This window comes from Enterococcus sp. C53, from assembly GCF_040887425.1.
Taxonomy (GTDB): Bacteria; Bacillota; Bacilli; order Lactobacillales; family Enterococcaceae; genus Enterococcus_B; species Enterococcus_B hirae.
Window position 1 is genome coordinate 119,836 of record NZ_JBFOFT010000004.1, and the last position, 19,285, is coordinate 139,120.

18 protein-coding genes are annotated in these 19,285 nt (G+C 36.4%); 14 read left to right on the top strand and 4 right to left on the bottom strand.

What is annotated here, in order from left to right; genetic code table 11:
* Positions 1 to 192: 192 nt before the first annotated feature.
* The 3 genes from AB3I42_RS07165 to AB3I42_RS07175 are packed head-to-tail and all read left to right on the top strand — an operon-like array spanning position 193 to position 2,407.
* Positions 193 to 915 (top strand): ATP-binding cassette domain-containing protein, encoded by a 723-nt coding sequence (locus tag AB3I42_RS07165; protein WP_368022403.1) that lies wholly within the window; start codon positions 193 to 195, stop codon positions 913 to 915.
* Complete coding sequence (locus AB3I42_RS07170; protein ID WP_010737548.1) at positions 912 to 1,583, top strand: methionine ABC transporter permease; 672 nt, start codon at positions 912 to 914, stop codon at positions 1,581 to 1,583. The genes AB3I42_RS07165 and AB3I42_RS07170 overlap by 4 nt, the downstream gene beginning before the upstream one ends.
* An 11-nt stretch (positions 1,584 to 1,594) precedes the next feature.
* Positions 1,595 to 2,407 carry a MetQ/NlpA family ABC transporter substrate-binding protein gene (locus tag AB3I42_RS07175; RefSeq protein ID WP_010737549.1) on the top strand — a complete coding sequence of 271 codons (813 nt, stop codon included), beginning with the start codon at positions 1,595 to 1,597 and terminating at the stop codon, positions 2,405 to 2,407.
* A gap of 297 nt (positions 2,408 to 2,704) precedes the next feature.
* On the opposite strand, the gene efbA is transcribed toward AB3I42_RS07175, so the two are convergent.
* The gene (gene efbA / locus AB3I42_RS07180) at positions 2,705 to 4,414 is read right to left on the bottom strand and encodes a fibronectin-binding protein EfbA (RefSeq protein WP_325830164.1); all 1,710 of its coding nucleotides are present in this window, start codon (positions 4,412 to 4,414) and stop codon (positions 2,705 to 2,707) included.
* 201 nt (positions 4,415 to 4,615) lie between these two features.
* Between efbA and AB3I42_RS07185 the strand changes: the two genes are divergently transcribed.
* The 11 genes from AB3I42_RS07185 to AB3I42_RS07235 all read left to right on the top strand — a co-directional run bounded on the left by AB3I42_RS07185 (position 4,616) and on the right by AB3I42_RS07235 (position 17,349).
* Positions 4,616 to 5,260, top strand: coding sequence for a hypothetical protein (locus tag AB3I42_RS07185; protein WP_010737551.1), 645 nt, complete (start codon positions 4,616 to 4,618; stop codon positions 5,258 to 5,260).
* Positions 5,261 to 5,616: 356 nt separating this feature from the next.
* Positions 5,617 to 6,657, top strand: a complete 1,041-nt coding sequence (gene trpX / locus AB3I42_RS07190; protein WP_368022404.1) for a tryptophan ABC transporter substrate-binding protein — start codon at positions 5,617 to 5,619, stop codon at positions 6,655 to 6,657.
* Positions 6,654 to 7,535, top strand: coding sequence for an ABC transporter permease (locus AB3I42_RS07195; protein WP_010737553.1), 882 nt, complete (start codon positions 6,654 to 6,656; stop codon positions 7,533 to 7,535). The genes trpX and AB3I42_RS07195 overlap by 4 nt, the downstream gene beginning before the upstream one ends.
* 2 nt (positions 7,536 to 7,537) lie before the next feature.
* A complete protein-coding gene (locus tag AB3I42_RS07200; RefSeq protein WP_306690422.1) occupies positions 7,538 to 8,308 on the top strand; it encodes an ABC transporter ATP-binding protein in 771 nt (256 codons plus the stop codon).
* Positions 8,309 to 8,574: 266 nt separating this feature from the next.
* Complete coding sequence (locus tag AB3I42_RS07205; protein WP_181914512.1) at positions 8,575 to 9,438, top strand: shikimate dehydrogenase; 864 nt, start codon at positions 8,575 to 8,577, stop codon at positions 9,436 to 9,438.
* A 127-nt stretch (positions 9,439 to 9,565) separates the two neighbouring features.
* Positions 9,566 to 10,753: an LCP family protein gene (locus AB3I42_RS07210; RefSeq protein ID WP_010737555.1), complete on the top strand. Its 1,188-nt coding sequence runs from the start codon at positions 9,566 to 9,568 to the stop codon at positions 10,751 to 10,753.
* A 264-nt stretch (positions 10,754 to 11,017) separates the two neighbouring features.
* Complete coding sequence (gene topB / locus AB3I42_RS07215; RefSeq protein WP_181914511.1) at positions 11,018 to 13,183, top strand: type IA DNA topoisomerase; 2,166 nt, start codon at positions 11,018 to 11,020, stop codon at positions 13,181 to 13,183.
* Positions 13,184 to 13,309: 126 nt separating this feature from the next.
* A complete protein-coding gene (locus AB3I42_RS07220) occupies positions 13,310 to 13,594 on the top strand; it encodes a hypothetical protein (RefSeq protein ID WP_174270245.1) in 285 nt (94 codons plus the stop codon).
* Between the two features lie 555 nt (positions 13,595 to 14,149).
* Positions 14,150 to 15,862, top strand: coding sequence for a hypothetical protein (locus AB3I42_RS07225; protein WP_368022405.1), 1,713 nt, complete (start codon positions 14,150 to 14,152; stop codon positions 15,860 to 15,862).
* 105 nt (positions 15,863 to 15,967) lie between these two features.
* On the top strand, positions 15,968 to 16,942 hold the full coding sequence (locus AB3I42_RS07230) for a hypothetical protein (RefSeq protein ID WP_178309208.1): 975 nt from the start codon (positions 15,968 to 15,970) through the stop codon (positions 16,940 to 16,942).
* Positions 16,943 to 17,088: 146 nt separating this feature from the next.
* Positions 17,089 to 17,349, top strand: coding sequence for a hypothetical protein (locus AB3I42_RS07235; RefSeq protein WP_306690426.1), 261 nt, complete (start codon positions 17,089 to 17,091; stop codon positions 17,347 to 17,349).
* A gap of 773 nt (positions 17,350 to 18,122) precedes the next feature.
* Here AB3I42_RS07235 and AB3I42_RS07240 read toward each other — a convergent pair.
* The 3 genes from AB3I42_RS07240 to AB3I42_RS07250 form a co-directional block, all read right to left on the bottom strand.
* A complete protein-coding gene (locus AB3I42_RS07240; protein WP_123874784.1) occupies positions 18,123 to 18,320 on the bottom strand; it encodes a hypothetical protein in 198 nt (65 codons plus the stop codon).
* A gap of 195 nt (positions 18,321 to 18,515) precedes the next feature.
* A complete protein-coding gene (locus tag AB3I42_RS07245) occupies positions 18,516 to 18,770 on the bottom strand; it encodes a hypothetical protein (RefSeq protein ID WP_014834667.1) in 255 nt (84 codons plus the stop codon).
* Positions 18,771 to 18,817: 47 nt separating this feature from the next.
* Positions 18,818 to 19,222: a hypothetical protein gene (locus tag AB3I42_RS07250; protein ID WP_368022406.1), complete on the bottom strand. Its 405-nt coding sequence runs from the start codon at positions 19,220 to 19,222 to the stop codon at positions 18,818 to 18,820.
* Positions 19,223 to 19,285: the final 63 nt, after the last annotated feature.

The following is a 19,285-nucleotide window of genomic DNA, read 5'->3' on the forward strand; positions in this document are numbered from 1 at the left end:
CACCATTATTAATACAGTTAAAAAACAGATAGAAGATGAGTAAAAAAGTTGCTTTTTTACGAATACTCCGCCATTATAGAAACAGTTAGTATTTAGGAAGCGTTTTTTATTCAAATAGAAAACCAATAAATTGATTTATCTAATTTTATCAAACAGTTTGATAAGGTGTACTATTTTTCGTTGGAGGAACAGATGATTGAATTGATCAATGTAACTAAAAGCTATGAAGGCACGCAAGCGGTAAAGAATATTCATTTGACAATCGAACCAGGTGAGATCATCGGAATTGTTGGGAAAAGCGGTTCTGGTAAATCTACGTTACTTCGTTTGTTGAACTTAATGGAAGAACCTAGTAGTGGGGAAATCCTAATCGATGGTGTGGCCGTTCAAAAGTTGAACAAAAAAGAAAAAAGGCAGCAAAAACAAAAAATGGGGATGATTTTCCAAAACCATAATCTATTAGATAACTTAAAGGTGTATGAAAACGTGTCATTACCATTGAAGCTGCAAAAGAAAAAGAATCGTGAAAAAATCGATTATTTATTAAATTTTGTTGGGATGGCTCATAAAGATGCTGTTTATCCAATAAAACTATCTGGCGGTGAAAAGCAACGAGTGTCGATTGCTCGGGCGTTGACACGTGACCCAGAAATTTTATTGTGTGATGAAGCCACCAGCTCACTAGATGAAGAAAATACGGAAAGTGTGATTCGTTTATTGCATAAAGTCCATGAAGAATTTCAGCCGACAATTTTCTTTGTTAGTCACGAATTAGAAACCGTGAAAAGCTTATGCCAACGAATTTTGGTCATGGAAAATGGCGAGTTGATTGGCGAATTAAGAAATCACCCACAACGTTATACGGAAGAAAACTTGACGTATTTTGAAAAAATAAAAAGGAGCTTAGCGCAATGATTCATTCACAAAGCATGATGGAGTATTGGCCAGCGCTACTGACCAGTCTCGAAGAAACGGGCATCATGATGGCTATTTCGATGGGCGTGTGTGTGGTTGGCGGATTGCCACTAGGTTTAGGGTTGTTTTTGGCGAATCCTAAAGTTCGTGGTCGTTATCCTTGGATTTATTGGACTTTGAATTTTTTAGTCACAGTGATCCGCTCTTTTCCCTATCTATTATTTGTGATTGCGTTGATCCCAGTAACTCGCGCGATATTAGGCAAAGCCTTTGGTCCTATACCAGCTTCTGTACCACTTAGTATCATTGCGATCACTATCTTTGCCCGGCTAGTTGAACAGGTCTTGCTGGATGTTTCTGACGAAACTTATGCATTGGCCAATTCATTAGGGACGACTCGCTTTCAATATATCTGGCATTTTTTACTAGTAGAAGCGAGAAGTGGTTTAGTCTTGGCGTATACGACGACGACTGTCAGTATGGTTTCCTATTCGACTGTCATGGGAGTCATTGGCGGTGGCGGAATCGGTGATTTTGCTGTTCGTGTCGGTTATCAACGCTATGAATATGGGGTCATGTATGTCGCCATTGTGATCATGATCGTTTTAGTCTTTATTTTACAAATGCTGGGAAACTTTGTTGCTCAGACACTGGATAAACGAAAATAGGAGGAAGAAGAATGAAGAAGTTTTATTTGATTGGTTTCGCAATGATTGCGATCTTAACTTTAGCAGCTTGTGGAGGTCATTCAGCGGATAAAGACAAAAAGGAAATCAAAGTGGCTGTTCAGTTAGAGTCATCAAAAGATATTTTGGAGATTGCCAAAAAAGAAGTGGAGAAACAGGGTTATACCATTGATATTATGGAAGTAAGTGACAATGTAGCTTATAATGATGCCGTTCAACATGACGAAGCAGATGCCAATTTTGCACAGCATGAACCGTTTATGGAAATGTTCAATCAAGAAAAAAAAGCAGATTTAGTCGCCGTCCAACCCATTTATTATTTTGCGGGGGGCTTTTATTCCAAAAACTATAAGAATGCTGATCAATTGCCCAAAAATGCTAAGGTCGGTATTCCAAGCGATCCAACAAATGAAGGTCGGGCATTAGCAATCTTAAATAAAAATGGTGTCATCAAATTAAAGGACAACATCGGGTTCAACGGCACAGTGGCGGATATCGTTGACAATCCTAAAAATCTTCAGTTTGAACGAATCGATTTATTGAATCTAGTAAAAGCCTATGATGAAAATGACATTGCGATGGTCTTTTGTTACCCTGCTTACTTAGAACCAGCGGGCTTATCGACCAAAGATGCGATTTTACTGGAAGATGAAGCTGCCAGCAAACATTACGCTCTGCAACTGGTAACGAGAGAAGGGGAAAAAGACAGCGAGAAAATCAACGTATTGAAAAAAGCAATGACGACGAAAGAAGTCGCTGAGTATATTAAGAAAAATTCTAAAGGCGCAAATATTCCAGCTTTTTAAAAGAACAAAGAAAGTGAGAAGAAATCAACAAAACGCCTGTTTTTAACAAACGAGTAAGGGTGGCATTCGACATCTTACTCGTTTTTTTGCTGTCATGAAAGACAAGAGTGAAGTTTCTTGGATGAACCCGTTCAAAGATAGCAATAGACTAGATAATAGAAACAAGTGCCTGTTCCAGAAAAATCATCCGATATTTTCTGGAACAGGCACTTGTCATGTTAGCGAATAAAAAGGGGAGTGCTTACTCATCGATGATGGCCAGATGCGATACTGTTGACTAGATTAAATTGCATTACATCAGTTAGTCATCTGTTTAATCTTGTTGATCTTTTCTTCTTCCGGAGTAACAATGATCGTTTTTTGATTTTCATAAATCACATAGCCTGGTTTTGCGCCATTCGGTTTGCGCAAATGCTTGACTTGAACCAAGTCCACTGGTACTTGGGCGGAATGACGGTATTTTGAGAAATAAGCAGCTAATTCAGCGGCTTCAGTTATCGTTTCATCAGATGGCTGGTCACTTTTGATAATGACATGAGAGCCAGGGATATTTTTGGCATGGAGCCAATAGTCTGTTTTCTTCGCCGTTTTTAAGGAAAGTTGATCATTTTGAAGATTGTTTTTCCCTACCAAGATCAACGTACCATCAGTAGAAAGATATTGATCTGGCTGTGAAGGTTTCTTGCGTTTTTGTTTTTTCGAAGATTTCTTTTTTAAATAACCTTCTGCTGTCAATTCTTCTTTGATCACTTCGATATCCATAGGTCCAGCAATCTCTAATTGGGACAAGACAGATTCTAAATAATCGATCTCATTTTTGGCTTCTTCGATCTGTTTACCAATCAATTTGACGGCATTTTTTAGTTTTTGGTAGCGATGGAAATATTTTTGGGCATTTTGATTGGGCGTTAATGCTGGATCAAGCTTGATTGTGATCGGCCGATCTTCTTCATAATAATTAGGCAATGTTACTTCATTTGCGCCCCGAGGTACTTGAGCCATAAAAGTAGTTAATAGTTCGCCATCTCGACGATAATCTTCGGCATTTTCCGAATCTTTTAAGGTCTGCTCCCGTTTTTTCAGTTTATTTCTGTTTCGCTTAAGCTCGTTTTCAATCTTGCGGATGAGCTCGCCACCTTGTTGTTTGGCACGGTCTTTTTCCGCTTTTTCTTGGTAAAACGCATCTAATAACGCACTGAGAGTCGGGTACATCTTTTTTTGTTGCGTATTTGAGTCAAAGAAACGATAGTTGATCGGCGTAAAATATTCTTTCTCCGCTACTTCATAAAGGCTAGGGGAGAGTTGGGTGTCGATTGCTGTGAAGAATTCTTGCCATACCAACATTTTTTCATTGGGGCGTTCTGTTAAGCGAGCTACCAATTCTTGCGCAGTATCAAAACCGATTCCTTGAAATTGTTGTTGGATTCCTTTTGGTGTCAAGTCCATTTGAGAAAGCCGATGGAAGACTTTTTCTTTTTCCTGACTAAAGGGATTCAGCTGGTTTTGTTCAGGTGGAGCAATATAGTCTACACCAGGCAGAAGGGAACGATAAGTGTTTTGTGAACTACCAATATGCTTGATCGCATCTAAGATTTTTCCTGATTCTTTATTCACTAAGATGATCGTGCTATGTCGACCCATGAGTTCCACAATCAAAATGATATTTTGGAGATCTCCTAGTTCGTCTCGTTTCGTGAAATGAAAGTGGATCACTCGGTCGTTTTCGATTTGTTCGATCGACTCCAAAATTGCCCCATCAAGATGCTTGCGTAACATCATCACAAAGTTCGGTGGTGTGTCTGGATTTTGATAGTCGATCTGAGTGATCTGGATTCGAGCATAACTAGGATGTGCAGATAAGAGCAAACGCTGATTTTTACCACGTGAGCGAATCACTAATACGACTTCATTTTCGTAAGGTTGGTGGATTTTAGAAATCCGACCAGATAATAGAGTCTCACGCAATTCATTGATCATTGCATGAGTAAAGACACCATCAAAGGACATGGTTCATTCCTCATTTCTTTTCATAAGTAGTTTCATTATAACGAAAAAAACGTAAAAAGACCAATTTACTAGGTAGTTATCAACTGATTTGATCATAAAAAGATACTGGATTGAAAAATAATCGATATTCTTTAAATGTATTTTTTCTATCTACCTCAAACTTAGGTATAATAAAAGAAAACGAAAAAGAAGGTGATCGCTATGTGGAAAGAGATAAGTGAGACCATCAAAGTCAAATACCATCATTTTTTGGCTGATTTCGATACGCATCCACAACGCTATTTTATGCGTTTATTGTTCGTATTCCTTGTTTCACTGGTCATTACGATCACGATGTTTGTCTTTCCTAAAAATATTAGAGAAGCACAGGTGGAGAGCTTAGTCTATGCAGACATCGATTCTCCTAAGCTTAAACCTTTGAATATCAATGAAGCCTCGCAAACAATTGAAGAAAGTAAAGCTATTTCAGTTTTGTTCAGTGTGCCAAGTGGAGAAATGTATCAAGCATTAATGGACATTTTTCATGATCCAAAAAAAATGGCGGAATTGAATCGCCCTATTTATTTTTACCCATTGGTTTATCAGGTCAATGAATTAGAACAACGCTACGATTTAAAGCAAGAACATTTGACGGTAATCTTTTTCCAAAATGGCAAAGAAACCAATCGCTTAGTCTATAACGCAAATCAGTTAAGTGATTTCCCTACGCAGCTGATTCCCGAATTAAATCGTTTGCCATTAGCGAATATCAAGAAATTAGAAGAAGAACTTGGGAAAGAAACGCAAACGACTTCGACTAATACTCAACTGGGAACAGATCTTAATGCTGGAAATAAGACGGAATAAAAAAACAGTTGACGAACATGCTAAATTCGATTAGACTTAGATTAATTATTAAGGAAAGGGTGATCCACAATGAACTTATCAAACCAATTTTTAGCAGGAACAACTCAAGCTTGGCGTAACTGGCGTAGATAAGTTGTATTGATGGCGAACTTTGACCGTAGATACAACTTTTTAGAGTACAAATCTAAAATTTGTATCTGTGCTGGACAAGAAATTTGACTACCGCATAGATTCGATCTATGCGGTTTTTTGTATGTAAGAAGACAATTACCGTTGGGGTGATTGTCTTTTTTTGTCAGTTCGTGTCAGAAACCAGACTTGAATAATAATGATTAAAGGAATGAGGGGGAAGAAAAATGAAAAATAAACGTTTGATCACAGTTGTTGCACTTATTATGCTTTACTTAGTAGGAACCTTTATTTATGAAAAAATAACGCCTGCTTCTACTGAATCGAAACCAAAAGAAACGAATCAAACTGTTTCCGTTGGGGTTTTGCAATATGTGAGCCATCCGGCATTAGATGAAATTTACCGTGGGATCAAAGACGGTCTCGAACAATCAGGGCTTGAGGAAGGAAAAAATTTAACGATCTCCTTTCAAAACGGGCAAGCTGATCAAAGTAAATTAGCCACTATGAGTCAACAATTAGTACAAGCTGACCCAGATGTCCTAGTAGGGATCGCTACTCCGGCTGCTCAGTCTTTAGCTAATGTAACGAATACGATCCCACTAGTCTTAGGTGCGGTCACAGATCCAGTTGGTGCCGGCTTAGTGAAGTCTTTAAAAGAACCAGGTGGAAACATCACAGGCGTATCTGATCAGCCTCCTGTTGAAGCGCAAATCAAGTTAGGCGCTGAATTGTTGCCGAATGCGAAGAAAGTCGGGATTTTATACGCTTCTTCAGAAGATAATTCAAAATACCAAGTAAGCCAAGCAGAAAAAGCGATTCAAAAAGTAGGTTTGACTTCAGTAGAATATGCTGTACCTTCTACGAATGAAATCGCCCAAACTGTCCAAGTGATGAGTAAACAAGTGGATTTCATTTATGTTCCTTTAGACAATACAATTGCTAATGCTATGCAGACAGTGGTAAAAGAAGCTGATAAAGCGAAGATCCCAGTGATCCCTTCAGTTGATTCAATGGTCGAACAAGGTGGCTTGGCAACGATCGGAATTAACCAATATGATTTAGGTGTCCAAAGTGGGAAAATGGCTGCGATGCTTGCACTAGGAAAAGAAAAACCAGCAACGACACCTGTTTACGTCTTTGATAAAGGCGATGTTATTATCAATGAAAAACAGGCGGAAAAATTAGGGATCACGATTCCTGATTCAATAAAGCAAGAAGCTAAAAATGTTTCAGAAGAACCGAAAGACGAGGGGGATGAACAATGATCGTATCAGCAATTTCACAAGGGATGTTATGGGCAATCTTAGGATTAGGAATCTTTATGACTTATCGGATTTTGGATTTTCCTGATATGACGACTGAAGGATCATTTCCATTAGGTGGAGCAGTTTGTGTGACAGCTATCACTCATGGGATCTCCCCAGTTTTAGCAACACTGCTTGGCGTTGGTGCAGGCATGCTTGCCGGACTAGTTACGGGGCTGTTGTATACCAAAGGAAAGATCCCAGTGATCCTTGCCGGAATCTTAGTCATGTCTGGATTAAACTCGGTGATTTTATTCGTGATGCGCACACCAAATCTTTCTTTATTGAACCATTCGATTTTACAAGATACGTTCAATGGTCTTCATTTACCTGACTATTTTGATACCGTGTTACTTGGCTTGCTTGCATTAAGTCTCTTGATTGGTGTCTTACTGTTCTTTTTCAATACCGATTTAGGTCAAGGGTATATCGCGACAGGAGACAACGAAACGATGGCTCGTTCCTTAGGGATCAAAACAGATCGAATGAAAATCTTAGGATTGACTCTTTCAAATGGTGTTATTGCTTTATCAGGTGCATTGATTGCACAAAATGATGGGTATGCCGATGTCAATAAAGGAATTGGTGTCATCGTGATCGGGCTAGCTTCTATCATTATTGGAGAAGTGATTTTCCACGAATTAACGTTAGCAGAACGCTTGATTGCCATTGTCGTGGGAAGCATCATCTATCAATTATTGATCCTGATCGTCATTAAACTTGGGTTTGACACAACATATCTCAAACTCTTCTCCGCTATTATTTTAGCCATTTGTTTGATGATTCCTCAGTTAAAACAAGCATTGAAACTTAAAACCGGTTTTGAAAAGGAGGTTTGACCATGACAGCGATCATCACAATTAAAAATGGAAAAAAAGTCGTTAGCAATGGCATGAATGAAGAAAAAGTATTATTAGATGGAATTGATTTGACAATCAATAAAGGCGATTTTATTACGGTCCTTGGTGGAAATGGTGCGGGAAAAAGTACGCTGTTCAACACGATCGCAGGAACATTACATTTAAGTCAAGGGTCGATCGCTTTTAAAGAGCGGAATATCACGAAAGAAACAGAAGAAAAACGGGCTTCTTTTCTTTCTCGGGTGTTCCAAGATCCTAAGATGGGCACAGCTCCAAGGATGACAGTAGCAGAGAACTTGCTTTTGGCTCAAAAAAGAGGAAAGAAAAGACCCCTTCGTCTCCGTAACCTAAAGAATCAAAGAGAAAAATTTTATCAATTGTGTCAAGAAGTTGGAAATGGGTTGGAGCAGCATCTAGATACGCCAGCTGGGGAATTATCAGGAGGGCAACGCCAAGCATTGAGTTTGTTGATGGCGACCATTGAAGCGCCTGAGTTGCTGCTATTAGATGAACATACAGCAGCGCTCGATCCTAAAACTGCCAAATCATTGATGCAATTAACCAATCGCAGGATTACTGAACAACACTTGACGTGCTTGATGATCACCCACCGGATGGAAGATGCCTTGAATTATGGGAATCGTCTGATCGTTTTACAAAAAGGACGGATCGTGAAAGATTTGTCTAAAGAAGAAAAAGAGCAATTGTCACTAGCGGATCTATTACAATTTTTTGAAGAAGTGTTAGATTAGTTTTTGATTACTGACTGCTTTTCCTTCTACTTTGTGCCTAGTATGCCTATAGTACATTGATTTGTTTTAAATGAATGAGAAAGAGGCCCTGCTTGTTTGACAATCATGTTGACAAGTTTCTCATACCTCCTTTAAACTTAGAAAGACTCGTCAATCATAGACATAAGAAAAAGCACAAGAAACAGAACTAAACAATCGACCATCTGATGTCTCGTGTCATGTTTACGAGGATTGGATGGTTGTTTTATTTTATAAGGAGGAAAAAGATGATCTCTGGTAAAACAAAACTCACAGGCTTTTTTGCAAAGCCTGCTTCTCATAGTCTTTCACCGTTGATGCACAATCTGGCATTTTCACATTGGGGTATTGATGCCGTTTATCTGGCTTTTGAGGTAGATCAAACGAACCTAAGACAAGCCGTTGAGAGTATCCGCACATTAGATATGTTGGGCGTGAATGTTTCAATGCCGAATAAAACGGCTGTCTTAGCATACCTTGATCAGTTAAGCCCTGAAGCGGAATTGATCGGAGCGGTCAACACGATCGTTCACCAGGAGCAACGTTTGATTGGTTACAATACAGATGGTATGGGATTTGTACGTTCCGTCAACGAAACGGGGCATCCAATCAAAAATCAAAAAATCGTTGTTCTGGGAGCAGGTGGTGCAGCAAAAGCAATTGTCGTCCAAATGGCACTAGAAGGCGCACAAGAAATCACGATTTACAAACGTTTGAATGCCACTTTTTTACCACTAAAAGAGTATTTTGTGAAAGTCTCTGAGAAAACAGGTTGTCCCATCCGATTACATGATTATGCGGACGAAAGTCAACTGGCATTAGATTTGAGTCAGGCGAATCTATTGATCAACGCAACTGATATCGGAATGGGAAGCAAGAAAGACCAATTACCGATTGCTGATGTAAAGTTGTTGCATTCGCAATTAGCCGTCTTTGACTTGATCTACTTCCCTAGTGAGACACGATTAATCCAAGAAGCCAAAAAAATGGGAATCAAAGCCTATAATGGTTTAGGTATGTTGATTCATCAAGGAGCAATTGCTTTTGAACTGTGGACACATCGAGAAATGCCAGTCCAGAACATACGAGAACAATTAGAACAAGAAGTGTGATGAGCTTTACGTGTAATGGCTTGTTTCATTTCGTTATTTTTTATTAAATTGTGGTTCAAATAGCTGTTTTTATCAAGAAGATAGCGTATCCTTTATTTACTTGTACAGATAGCAGGGAGGAAACAAAATGAGTCGGATGGATCGTTATAAGAACATCCATAAAAAAGCAAAACCATTAAAAAAAGAATCAACCGGTTTTTTTAGACGTGAACGTCAAAAGGACAAAGCGTTGAATGATCCAAGAGATGAAGCTACTCGGATCTATCAACCTGATCAGGATTCTTCTTATTCTTCCAGAGAAGGACAAGCTAATGACTATCAAACCCCTTATTCCTATGCAAAAGCAGGAAACAAAAAAGGATTTAATCAAACGAAGAAAAATTTTTTTAAGAGGAAGAAAGAGCCAAAAGAAGTTCGTCCAAAAAAGAAACGTTCGTGGGGGAAAATCATTTTAGGCATTATTCTATTTTTATTCTTATTTTCAGTCATTTCCTTTTTTGTCGGGAAATCCATGGCAGAGCATGATACCAGTTTGCCGAGTGTTACAACGGAATCATTTGATGGTGTACAGTCTTCGAGTGGCGCACATAATATTTTGATATTAGGTAGTGACACTAGAGGTGAGGATGCTGGTCGTGCAGATACGATCATGGTGTTACAGTTAGATGGACCTGCTCATAAACCAAAATTGATCTCATTCATGCGTGATAGTTTTGTAGCAATTCCAGGAGTTGGTCAAAACAAGATCAATGCAGCTTATGCATATGGCGGTGCTGATCTGGTCCGTCAAACCATCAAAGAAAATTTTGGACTTGATTGCCAGTATTACGCAAAAGTCGATTTTAAATCGTTTGAAAAAGTGGTCGATGCATTGTTTATGAATGGTATCAAGATCGATGCAGAGAAAGATTTGAATCTGGATGGTGTCGATATCAAAAAAGGTGTCCAAAAAATGGATGGTCATACACTTTTACAGTATGCACGTTTTAGAAAAGACGAAGAAGGCGATTTTGGTCGAGTAAGACGGCAACAACAAGTCATGAATACGATTTTTAGTCAGCTAAAAAATCCCCTAAACTTGATTCGTGCCCCTTACGCTGCCGGAAAAGCCATTGGTTATACCTCAACGGATGTTTCATCATTCTTTATTATCAAAAATCTCTTGTCGATCGCTCGAGGTGTCGGTGGTGTGGATCGCTTAAGTGTGCCTGTTGAAGGTTCATGGAACTTCGGAAACAGTAGTTATGCCGGAAGTATTTTGGTGATCGACAATGACGCCAATCGTGCAGCAATCAGTGATTTTTTAAGTAAATAAATGGAAGAAAAGAAATAGGAAGTTACTCTCTGTAATCATCTATTTCACTTCGTTTAGGTAAAAGTCCTCCATTTTTAATAGGTGGACGATTCAACACTTTGGATTTTCACCAATTGTAAAAGCTAAGTTCATAAAACGACTGTTAGACAAGGGTCTTCAGTCGTTTTTTTCTTTTGAAAAAATAGTTTTTGGGTTGTCATATGCGAATGTTTGTTCCATAATAAAGAAGTCTGTTCTAAGACTGAGAATCATGGAGGGGATAAAATGAAAACTGTTATACTGGCTGAAAAACCTTCCCAAGCAAAAGCTTATGCTGAAACATTTAAGAAACGAATACGTCACGAAGGGTATTATGAGATCGTTGACCCGTTGTTTAGTGGGGAAGTAACGGTTACTTATGGATTCGGTCACTTAGTGGACATGGTCCCTCCTGGTGCATATGAAGAACGTTGGAGTAAATGGTCCTTAGCTAACTTACCAATTTTCCCAGAAACCTTCCGCTATGAAGTGCCGAAAGAAAAACAAGCACAATTTTCAATCGTCAAAAAGGAATTACAATCAGCGGATACGATCATTATTGCGACAGATGGAGACCGTGAAGGAGAAGCCATTGCTTGGTCGATTATCATTCAAGCACAAGCCTTCACCAAAAGCAAAAAGTATCAACGTTTGTGGATCAATTCGCTGGAAAAAGAGGCGATTTATGAAGGCTTTAAAAACCTTCGTCCAGGCGAGAGCTATTTTCCTAAATATAAAGAAGCGAAAGCTAGACAGAATGCGGATTGGTTGATCGGGATGAACGGGAGTCCATTATATAGTCTCTTACTGCAACAAAAAGGGATCGATGGCAGCTTTTCTTTAGGACGTGTCCAAACGCCAACCCTATATATGATCTATCAGTTACAAGAAACGATTAAAAACTTCAAAAAAGAACCATACTATGAAGTAGAAGCGACGATCAGTTGTGATGATGGACGGTTTACAGGGAAAATCGATCCCAAGCAGAATTTTAAAACCCTCGAAGCGCTACATCAAGTAATTGAAAAATCAGGCGCGCATTTAGGGAAGCAATCAGGACAGATCTTATCGGTCATTAAAAAAGAAAAACAACTAAGTAGTCCACGTTTATTTTCTTTATCTAGTCTCCAGACAAAAATGAACCAATTGATGAAGGTGAGTGCCAAAGCGACATTAGATGCTGCCCAAGGGCTCTACGAAAAGAAATTTTTAAGCTATCCTCGGACAGATTCTACTTACATTACTGAAAATGAACATCACTACTTGGTGAAAAACTTAGTACGTTATAAAGATTTTTTAGGGATCAGCAGCGTAGAGACTCCTGAAACATGGTCGAAAAAAAGATATGTTGATGCGACAAAAGTCCAAGAACACCATGCAATTATTCCAACAAAAACGATTCCTTCCAAGGAACGTTTTGCGCAATTATCACGTCTGCAACAAGCCATCTATTTACAAGTAGCGAAAACGACTATGGCAATGTTTGCCGAAAATTATGTATATGAAGAAACAACGATTTATACTGGTGTCCAAGAACTTCGCTTAAAAAGTACAGGGAAAATTCCAATCAAAAAAGGGTGGCAAATGATCTTAGCAACCAAAAGCAAGCAGAAAGAAGTCCAAGTATTACCAGATGTGGTAAAAGGTCAGGTGGTCGGCGTTGATCTGAAAAGTATTCAAAAAGAAACCCAACCACCAAAACCATACAACGAGGGAACACTAATCACTGCGATGAAAACGGCAGGGAAAACATTGGATGATGAAGAAGCACAGGAAATCTTAAAAGAAGTTGAGGGAATCGGAACAGAAGCGACTCGAGCCAATATTATTGAAAATCTAAAGCAACGTTACTATATCGAGGTCACTAAAAATGAAATCACTGTTACGGCTAAAGGAATCACTCTTTGTAAAGCGGTCGCTCAAGAACCTTTGTTGACTAGTGCGGAAATGACTGCTCAGTGGGAAGGATACCTCAAAAAGATCGGTAACAATGAGGGCACACCCGAAGTCTTTTTAGCAAATATCAAAAAATTCATCCTTCATTTACTCGAATCCGTGCCAAAACAACTGACTTCAGTCGATTTATCTGAAGAAATCACTGGAACGCGCCAAATCAAAGCGCTGGAGAAGAAAAATGATCAACTAGGCAGATGTCCAAAGTGTAAACAAGGGATCGTCATGTTGTATCCAAAAGTAGCAACTTGTACCAATGCTTCCTGTGATTTTAAACTTTGGCCAACGATTGCAAAGAAGAAGCTGACGAAAACGATGATGCGGGAATTATTGTCTAAAGGTAAGACTAGTAAAGTAGTTAAAGGGTTGACTGGCAAAAAAGGGAAGTTTGATGCGGTACTAGAACTAAAAGCAGATTATTCGATCGGTTTTTCTTTTCCGTGGATGGAAAAATCATGAGAAAAAAATAAAGAAGAAAAATAATTATTCCGAAAAGTGTTGGTTTATTTATCCAAAAATAACATACGATTTATAAATAAGGAGTTTAAGCGTTTGAAAAAAGTTCATTCATTGTTAAATTATTTGATGGGAACGATCACGATTGTTGCTGTTTATCAAGCATTATTAAAATATCCAGAATATGGTACGAAATTATTGTCTATCACGAAAGATCCTACGGCTTACTCACCTACACTGCTACTATCAACACTAACAGCTGGAGCGAAAAGTGCCACATACTTTTTACACAAAACAAGTAGTCTGTTGAAACGAAAGAAACAACGTAAGCAATTACTGATGGTCATCGCAGCACTAGTAATCATTTACTTTCTACCCGTATTGACACAATTATGGCATCAGTATTTTGGTTGATTACCGGAAATAAACCACATTCGCAGTTATAATAGAGCATAATGATTCACTTTGAAATTTCTTTATCATAAAAGTATCATGATAAATTAGTAAAATATATAACTAAAGATCTTAGAACACATTTGTGTTTTAAGATCTTTTTCTATTGGAAATGCTAGGTTAAGTCCGTTTATTATCAAGGAATTAAGCTCACTTACTTATAACATCCATGAATATGTCGGTTATTGATTTGTTAGTGATTATAAGATTTGAACATTAGATGTTTAAGAATGAAAATTGTCGTTTTAGACAAGTTAACAGCTAAAGCTCGCAGAAGTGGGTACGACAATTCATAAAAAATTAGAGAATAACAAGTTATTTCTTGTGGTGCTTTTTATTTCTATTTATGGAAATTAATGGATTATTTCTCACTAATAATAATTATAAAATAAAAGCGCATTAAAAAATCTTTTGTTTCGACAAAATCTTATATGCCAGATATTTAATAAGGTTAAGAACTAAACAAATGATTATTTTTTATGCAAAAAATAACATAAATAGGAAGGTGCAATCATTATGCCGGAAACAAATAATCAAATCGAGGGTTTAACGTTAACGAATGATCAGGAGCTGTATAAACATCTGAATTTTTCTGAAGAAGAAATCGAAACAGATCAACAACAAAAAATAGGTGAACGTATTGATGTGAATGATCATATATTGTTGGATGGTATGATTTCAAACCATCAAAATGAGTTCTCTAAATTGCCCGATGATATAAAAATACCAAGCGAAAAAATACGTAATATTCATGATGATAATCCAATGAATAAACTACTATGCTTACACCAAGGCAAACTCTATTATATTGAAAATTTGGACCCACAAAAAGGAGAAAAAAAAGCTTATGTAATTGCTGAGGAAGTATGGTATGGAAATAAGCGATTGTTCCAAGCGAGCATTCAGCATAACATCAACCAAACCTTAATTAGTTTTGCTGAGACGACAAAAAATAAGAAAAATGGTACTCGCACGTTACTTGCTAGTCCAAGTTTAGTGTACAATATTATCAAGAATAATGAAATTTTCGAAAATGCAAAAGAAACTCAGGGGATAGCTCGTACAGTAGCACAATCAGACCCAACATATATTGGTGAGCGTCTTAAGATAGGGATCCCTAAATATGGCACTAGGGATCCGGAAATGAAAGTTCAATTAATGTTGCATGAAGATAAGCTCTATCAAATTGACCGCCAAAATAAACAGTCAAAACTACTCGCAGATAACGTAAAATATCAAGATGGAACAATCTATAAGAGAAATGAGCAAGGGCTAAGAATGGTGCTATTCAGACCTAATACTCTTAAAAAGTCTCACAATATTGGTTGGATAAGATCATTTTTTAGTAAAGAAAAAAGAGAAAAAACTCAAACGAAGTATGTAAGAGCCGATACCCTAGCGGACATCAATCAGCGATTACAATATTTTGAAATTATGGAAAAGAAGGATCAGATAGAAAGTAAACCTTGGCCTGAGGTGGATGTTGATAGCATACCATCGTTAAAGAAGTTAACAATAGTAAAAGATCCAAACCTTCACAACGATAAAGACCCAATCTATTACGATTACGACAAAAGTGCTCTTTATAAGTTAGAGATTAACGATCGCGGGAAAGTCCAAAAAGCTTATTTGCTTACTAATAAACACCTTGATAAACAACTTCATAAAAGCGATCTTGCATTAAACGATATCAATAAAAGTATAAAATTGAATTTATTTCCTGTACCAAAGTTGTTTTCCGGATTGGAGTGGACACAAAAAGGGGAAATAGAAAAGAAAGTGGCGCATTTTATTGAATTCCAAAAAATGATTGCTCATAAAAATAGAAACAAAGATGTATATACACTTTTGTTGAAAGATACCAATTTGTATTTAGTTGATCATAAATCTAAGGTGGCTATGAAGGTTGCCGCTAATGTCAATTTTGAAGATGGTAAGAACAAATCAGATAATAAAATACTCTTATCCAACTTATCGCATAATGAAAATATGAAATGGCCAATATCTTCATACAAAGCTTCTAAAATTTTTGAAATAGCAAAAATAAACCAATCGAGGAACATCGCTCAAACAAGAAACTCTTTAGAAGGTTTAACAATGCACGCACAAAACTTCACTAAAACTGAAAAAAATGTTCAAAACCAAACTCAATCCCTTACTAAAAATAGTCCAAAAAAGACACGTATGGCTCCGAATCTTTCCGACAGACCTGTGGGAACGTCTAGATAAAATGATTATAGTATTCGGATTTATTGCATTATAAAGAAGAACGAGAGTTTCTTATTAAAAATGCATTAAATAAAGTATATTTTTAGATAGGAAGATGTAATCACTATGGATAATATAAATATTCGAAGTGAAGACCCCACGCCAACAGGTGAGGAGCAACTGTATAACCGGCTAAATTTTTCTGAGGAGCAAATCAAAGAAGACCAACAACAAGCAACGCATGAATGGATTAAGGGAAACGATCATATATTTTTGGATGATCTTATTTCAAAACATAAAAATGTTTTCTCCGAATTACCTAATAATATAAAAATACCAGGCGAAAAAATCTATGGGATTCATCATCGTGAGCCAGGGGATAAACTATTATACTTACACCAAGGCAAACTCTATTACATAGAAAATTTGAACCAATTTAAAGAAAAAGGAGAAGCTTATGTAATTGCTGAGGATGTACGTTATCGAAAAAACCGCTTGTTCCAAGCAAACAAAAAGTTTAATATCTACCAAAATTTAGTTACTAATGTAAAGATGACAAAAAATAAGACAAATGGTGCTCATACGATGTTTGTTCATCCGGATTTAGTGTGTAGTATCATCAGAAATAATGAAATTTTCCAAGAAGCAAAAAATAGCAAAGGGGTAGATCGTAGAATAACGCAACCAGATCAAAATTATATTGGTAAAGGACTTAAGATCGGGATTCCGAAGTATACATCAAGTAACCCCAAAATGACTGTTCAATTAATGTTGTACAAAGGCAGTCTTTATCAAATTGATCCTAAAAATAAACAGTCAAAATTTCTCGCAGATAAAGTAGAACGTCGAGGTGTTCATTTTTTCAAGAGAAATGAGCAAGGACTGAGAGTGGAGCTATTTCAAGGTTATGTTGAAATAGCTCAAAAAAATAATTTTTTAAAAAAATATTTTAAGAATAAAAAAAGAAATAAAACTGAAACAATCCATATGGAATCGCATACTCTAGGGAAGATTAATCAGAATTTGCAAGATTTTGAAACTATGGGAAAGAAAGACCAGATAGCAGGTCAACCATGGTTGGAGGTGAATCCTAATGGCTGAGTAAAAATGAACCGGTAGTATATTATCCATTAGATGCTAAAAACAAGAGCGGTTATGACAAAGACGAGCCATTACTATATTTTGGGAACAATAACCTATATAAGGTTGATCATGAAAAGGGACGGGCGACCCTAATTGCTGAAGGAGTGCAGGAAATTAATCGAAGTTTTGTATGGAACGATGTGACACTTCTAAAAAATTTACCGAAAGAATGTGGGGAAAATCAAGCCGTAAGAGTCGATGAAAAATGTTTAGAATCGATTCGAAAAGTAGTTGATATAGTTAAAAGAAAACAAAGTTTGGAAAATAAACTAGAAAACAATATTGAACAAGCTAAGGCAAGATATGCACAAACATCTCCCAGTTTAACTTTGGCATCAGCAAACCATACTAATATAGACAGATAAAAAACTAATGTTCCTTGATTATAGTATTTCTTTTAAGATTAAGTTGAATTGTTGCGTAATAATGATGTAATTGGATTCTTAAAACAACGTGAATTATTATCATAAATCAAAGGCATATTTAACAGTCTATAACCCCATATAATCGTTCTTACACTTTAAAGGTATATTAATCAACTGATAAAACACTACTTTCTAGGATACATCTATCAATCATTGCTCTAACAAAATATGGATAGATAAATTCACATCAAAATCTATTTTTGGTGTGAATGATTTCTAGATAGCTTTAATTCTAAATGGTTTATGCATGCGTATATATATATATATATAACTGATTAGTTGAACAAGAAAAGAATCGTTTTTATACTATCTGGCAAAAAGAAATAGAATAAATAGCAAGAAGAGAGGGTTTGCGGCTTTTTTAAAGGAAGGAGATAAAAATTTTATATTTTAGTTTACATAATATATATTATACAAAGTAGATTCGAAGTGAATTAACCCCCCATCAAACCAAAATCAAACTAAAAAGATAAAAAAATGACTCTTTCGAACCATTGCAAAATTTTAAAATTATTTTGTATTATAAAATATCAATTAAATCGTGTTTGACAAGATTTAAACACGAATAAATTTTTTATCTGTCTATATTAGTATGATTTGCAAAAGTCCATATCCATAATTTACAAAATTAGAAACAAAAACTCCACAATATTCACATGTGACATTCTCTACAATAAAACAATCATAATCTTTACATTTCAATTTCATACAAGTCACTCCTTACTAACGATCAGATCAACAGCACTCTTATAATTCTCGATCATTTGTTTGTGTTGTTTTGTCATGCGTTTACGTCCGTTAGCAATCAAACCAGCGACATAACACCCTGAATCATTACAACACTCGTCTAAGACCGCTAATGACACCGATACTTGTTTTTCTACCCAGTTTTTAGTTCTATAAAGCGTCATTTATCCGAAAATCAATTAGCAATAAAATCGTTGGACAAGCTAGCATACACAGAGTTGATACAATTTAGAGAATAAATCTAGTTTGACAGTATAACCGAAGAAACAATAAAAAGAGTAAAATAAAAAATAAAGAAAGAGCGACTAATCTATATGTCTAGTTGCTCTTTCTTTATTTTTATTGTTTATGTATGAATTCTATCTTTCTAAGAAAGAACCTTCTGATTTTTCTTTGGAAGGGTTTTTATTGATTGCTTTATCCTGTTTGTTTTCGGAAAGTTTCTTGACTTTCCTCATAGCTCTGATTTCATCAAACTTTTTTGATTGATTTCGCATTTTTTTAATGCTGTCGTCATAATCAGGTTGTATTGGACCAGGTCCATTTATCCAAACACGTTGCGTTTCATTGAATAGAGAAAAAAGTTTTACCCACGCTTTATTTTCTTTAGACAATTCTTTTTTTGGGTTTGAGTTATCTTGGTAAGACAGTCCTGCTAGTGCTATTTTAAGAGCGTCTTTATATCGAATTTTTTTTGAGAGGATAATATTTCTGAAATATCTGATCCTGCTTCTTTAATAAAGTTTTCGTAATTTTCTTTTCGATCTCTAAGGAACAGGCCTTTAAAGTTATCTTTATTTAAATTTTTGTGCATTTCGTTCATTTCCTGAAGCAACATTTTTAAACGTTTACTATGTTGGTCGTCTCCAAGCGTTTCTATCTTGTTTAAGACATCTAAGTTTGTTTTTTTATTTCTAGAAAAAATATTGCTTAATACTATTGGAGGATTCCCACCATTTTGTTGCAAAAATTGATTTATACGATCTTCGATATCTTGTTCGTTAACAGGACTTGCAGTTTGTGATTCTTGTTCGCTAACAGGATTTGTAGGTTGTAATTCTTTCATTTTTTTCTTCCTTTATTTTTATTTGTAATTATAAATAAGAAAAACCAATAATGGGGTTTCTTG

Excerpts from the sequence above, each read along its gene's own strand:
- AB3I42_RS07165 (WP_368022403.1), top strand. The coding sequence starts at position 193 with ATGATTGAATTGATCAATGTAACTAAAAGCTATGAAGGCACGCAAGCG.
- AB3I42_RS07170 (WP_010737548.1), top strand. The coding sequence starts at position 912 with ATGATTCATTCACAAAGCATGATGGAGTATTGGCCAGCGCTACTGACC.
- AB3I42_RS07175 (WP_010737549.1), top strand. The coding sequence starts at position 1,595 with ATGAAGAAGTTTTATTTGATTGGTTTCGCAATGATTGCGATCTTAACT.
- efbA (WP_325830164.1), bottom strand. The coding sequence starts at position 4,414 with ATGTCCTTTGATGGTGTCTTTACTCATGCAATGATCAATGAATTGCGT.
- AB3I42_RS07185 (WP_010737551.1), top strand. The coding sequence starts at position 4,616 with ATGTGGAAAGAGATAAGTGAGACCATCAAAGTCAAATACCATCATTTT.
- trpX (WP_368022404.1), top strand. The coding sequence starts at position 5,617 with ATGAAAAATAAACGTTTGATCACAGTTGTTGCACTTATTATGCTTTAC.
- AB3I42_RS07195 (WP_010737553.1), top strand. The coding sequence starts at position 6,654 with ATGATCGTATCAGCAATTTCACAAGGGATGTTATGGGCAATCTTAGGA.
- AB3I42_RS07200 (WP_306690422.1), top strand. The coding sequence starts at position 7,538 with ATGACAGCGATCATCACAATTAAAAATGGAAAAAAAGTCGTTAGCAAT.
- AB3I42_RS07205 (WP_181914512.1), top strand. The coding sequence starts at position 8,575 with ATGATCTCTGGTAAAACAAAACTCACAGGCTTTTTTGCAAAGCCTGCT.
- AB3I42_RS07210 (WP_010737555.1), top strand. The coding sequence starts at position 9,566 with ATGAGTCGGATGGATCGTTATAAGAACATCCATAAAAAAGCAAAACCA.
- topB (WP_181914511.1), top strand. The coding sequence starts at position 11,018 with ATGAAAACTGTTATACTGGCTGAAAAACCTTCCCAAGCAAAAGCTTAT.
- AB3I42_RS07220 (WP_174270245.1), top strand. The coding sequence starts at position 13,310 with ATGGGAACGATCACGATTGTTGCTGTTTATCAAGCATTATTAAAATAT.
- AB3I42_RS07225 (WP_368022405.1), top strand. The coding sequence starts at position 14,150 with ATGCCGGAAACAAATAATCAAATCGAGGGTTTAACGTTAACGAATGAT.
- AB3I42_RS07230 (WP_178309208.1), top strand. The coding sequence starts at position 15,968 with ATGGATAATATAAATATTCGAAGTGAAGACCCCACGCCAACAGGTGAG.
- AB3I42_RS07240 (WP_123874784.1), bottom strand. The coding sequence starts at position 18,320 with ATGACGCTTTATAGAACTAAAAACTGGGTAGAAAAACAAGTATCGGTG.
- AB3I42_RS07250 (WP_368022406.1), bottom strand. The coding sequence starts at position 19,222 with ATGAAAGAATTACAACCTACAAATCCTGTTAGCGAACAAGAATCACAA.